We start from the raw sequence: 2,956 nt of genomic DNA on the forward strand, positions 1-2,956 counted from the left end.
CACTATATTGCCACACGTTGTGTGCAACCAAAAAAAATACAAAAACCCAGAAATAAGATAATTATGATTGAGAACAAGAAAATTTATTACCCAAGTATTGGACAAAGTTGGGGAATTGTTGGAATAGTAATACTTGCAATGTTGTTGTTTAGTCCTGTAAACATGATACTAAACAAAGTATTAGGAGAGGAGATTTCTTTTCTAGTTTATTATTTACTAGCGATGGGAGTTCCTTTTGGTATAGCTCACTTGATAAGAAATAAACGAACAGGAATTAACACATATAATTTTAGCCTTAGTTCTTTCAAGATAATGGCTTTTGTCTCTATCTCCATAATTGCAATTCAGACAGGAATAATTTCGCCAATTGTTAATTCCTTGCCAATGCCGGAGTTTATGCAAAAGATATTTCTTGAATTTGCAAATCAAAACGGAGTTTTTTCTTTTATCGCAATTGTTATTGCAGCACCTATAATAGAAGAATTGATTTTTAGAGGCATTATTTTAAATGGACTTTTACAAAGATATTCCCCTATTAAATCAATTATTCTATCCAGTATTCTTTTTGGAATTGTACATTTAAATCCGTGGCAGTTTGTTGGTGCTTTAATAATTGGGATGTTTTCTGGTTGGGTTTATTACAGAACAAAAAAATTATCACTGTCAATCTTGATTCATTTAGTAAATAATCTTGTTGCTTTTCTAGGAATGTATTTTATGGATGCGGAAACAATGATGAATGAATCACTAACAGAATCGTATGGTGGTTTTACAAACTGGATTTTGATTACTATCGGAGCAATATTAATATCAATTTTGGGGATATTCTTATTGAGAAAAGAATTTAGTGCTTTGGGTAGATGATAAATGGCAGCACACAACAAAGCTGTATACGGCAGCCGTGGCTCCACAGCATATAATGGGTTTCATTTTGCTTAGTCACCAGCGTTTGACCTGTCACTTTCGTAACTGGCAGAAATGCCCCGGCCGACCGCATACAGCCGGGCGTTGGCGGTAATACTGGCTGACATGCAAAATGAGAGTTCACAATAATAATTACTATATTTTGAGTAAAAAAAGACACCCATACGAAACTAGATTACGAATCAGAGAGAGACTTCCCTGGATTTTGATAAATATCGGATTATGTGGAAAAGGAAAAGATTGTGAAAAGGTTGGAGCAAACCATAAATGGTACAATATTGACAATGAAAATTTTGGATGTTACTATTGCAGACAAATAAAACGAGTAAAATGATGTGATGATAAAAAATTGGAAAAAATATATTTTGCTTGTTTTAGTCTTATTTGGACTCATACTCCCATTTATCGACTATTTGACGATTATTGAAATGTTCTTCTTACTTATTCCTTTTGCAATAATTGTTGGAGCAAGTTTTATCTACTGGATTGTAAGTTTATTTAATCACAAGTTGAATTCAAAGCAGTCATTTTACTTTTTCTTGATAATTCCAATTTTCATATTGACTCAATTATTTTCTGCATTTTCAGTTGACAGAGTTCAGTTGATTCGCAGTATAAAGATTATAAAAGCCGTTGAGGAAAAAATAAAAGTTGAAGGAAAAATTCCCGACACTTTCGATACTAAATTTGGAATTGAATACAAAAAATCAGAAAGAGATAATAAATATGAGATTCGATATTCAAGAGGATTTATGGTAACTGAAAGATATGATTCAGATACTAAGAAATGGAGGAGTTATGGATGGAATGATTAAGTACATACCGCCAACACGCGGTATAAAACATTGGGGTTTAGGTGGTTATACAAGTATTCAGCCACGCATCAAGTTCGGTGTAACTGGATAGGAAAGTAGCCCGCAATCCCCAACGATTTCATACCGCAAAACGTTGTAGTCTAGCCCTTGGATTCCCAGCACGTATAACTGATTTGCAAAACGTGTTTTTCTTGATTCCCAGCCGGAAGGATTCCGCGAGACAAAAATTATAAATCCAAGCGTCTTTGACCAGGGATTCGTGAAGTAAAGGTAGTGGTCAGACAGTGGGTAGGTCTTTTAAAGGTACCTGCAGAGTAGTACACCAGGATTCTGCGGTTGTCGTAGGAAAGTGAAGTTTGGCAGCCCGTTATTGGGCTTCGGTAGAAACTGCCCGATTTTATAGAACCGACAGGATTGCCGTGATTTGCATGACAAAGCATCCTGAATATTGAATTAGCCACGGTGAAGTGTGCATAAGGACAACCGGATTCGGTTTTCAAGTTCAGCGCAAACAGTGACCTGCATCAAACAAGGGGTTGCGCAATGATTGCTTCGCGACACGGATAAAATATTGATTGGCAGAAATGTAAAGCCAGGATTTCACCGAGACAAATGTTTGCATACGGATTGCAAGATTCATAAGAAAAGGGTAGAGTCCAGACAGGGTTGCAATTTTTGCAGTAAATTCGGGGATTATTGCTTCCCGAAACGTAAAAGGAAGCGCGAGGACAGAATAGAAAAGGGGCCAGACTACAACATCGTATATAAAATATTTGGCAGTCAGTGGCTTATTGGTCATTTCTGCCGGTTTGTAAAGTAGTGGTTGTTGGACAGAATAGTGCTTCGAATTGCCAAACATTTCATATACGTGACCGTTATGCAAAATTAAAACGAACGACTGCAAATAATAGATGAAAACAGTGATTAAAATATTGATAATAGCTTTAATGCCATTCATGTACATTTCCTGTGGTAACAAATCAAATACATTGGATAAAGTTGCCCTTGACACCACCAACGCTGTTATACCTATCTTGCACTTAAATGGAACAGCTTATGAAAACGGATTGCAACATGGTAAGCTTTTGCAAAAGGAAATTAATGAGTTAGTTGGTATATGGAAACAAGACCTAGAAGAAAAATATCAAATACCAGCAGATACCTTTATAAAAATATTTCTCGACTCAACAAATGTAGACTTCCCCTTTATTGGACAA

Annotated in this window: 4 protein-coding genes; 3 read left to right on the plus strand and 1 reads right to left on the minus strand. The window is 35.8% G+C overall.

The genetic code is table 11. The features are described 5' to 3' along the window. Together B4W65_RS16865 and B4W65_RS16870 are read left to right on the plus strand one after the other, a co-directional pair. Positions 1 to 864 (plus strand): CPBP family intramembrane glutamic endopeptidase (locus B4W65_RS16865; protein WP_088656331.1); only part of this gene is annotated, 864 nt, incomplete at its 5' end. A 398-nt stretch (positions 865 to 1,262) separates the two neighbouring features. Beyond that, positions 1,263 to 1,739: a hypothetical protein gene (locus tag B4W65_RS16870; RefSeq protein WP_088656332.1), complete on the plus strand. Its 477-nt coding sequence runs from the start codon at positions 1,263 to 1,265 to the stop codon at positions 1,737 to 1,739. Between the two features lie 502 nt (positions 1,740 to 2,241). Here B4W65_RS16870 and B4W65_RS16875 read toward each other — a convergent pair. After that, positions 2,242 to 2,697: a hypothetical protein gene (locus tag B4W65_RS16875; protein ID WP_088656333.1), complete on the minus strand. Its 456-nt coding sequence runs from the start codon at positions 2,695 to 2,697 to the stop codon at positions 2,242 to 2,244. Between the two features lie 31 nt (positions 2,698 to 2,728). Between B4W65_RS16875 and B4W65_RS16880 the strand changes: the two genes are divergently transcribed. Beyond that, on the plus strand, positions 2,729 to 2,956 hold a 228-nt coding region (locus B4W65_RS16880), incomplete at its 3' end, for a hypothetical protein (RefSeq protein WP_205741322.1).

Source organism: Geofilum rhodophaeum (genome assembly GCF_002210225.1).
Taxonomy (GTDB): domain Bacteria; phylum Bacteroidota; class Bacteroidia; order Bacteroidales; family Marinilabiliaceae; genus Geofilum; species Geofilum rhodophaeum.

Coding starts and splice junctions, on each gene's coding strand:
- B4W65_RS16870 (WP_088656332.1), top strand. CDS start 1,263: ATGATAAAAAATTGGAAAAAATATATTTTGCTTGTTTTAGTCTTATTT.
- B4W65_RS16875 (WP_088656333.1), bottom strand. CDS start 2,697: ATGAATGGCATTAAAGCTATTATCAATATTTTAATCACTGTTTTCATC.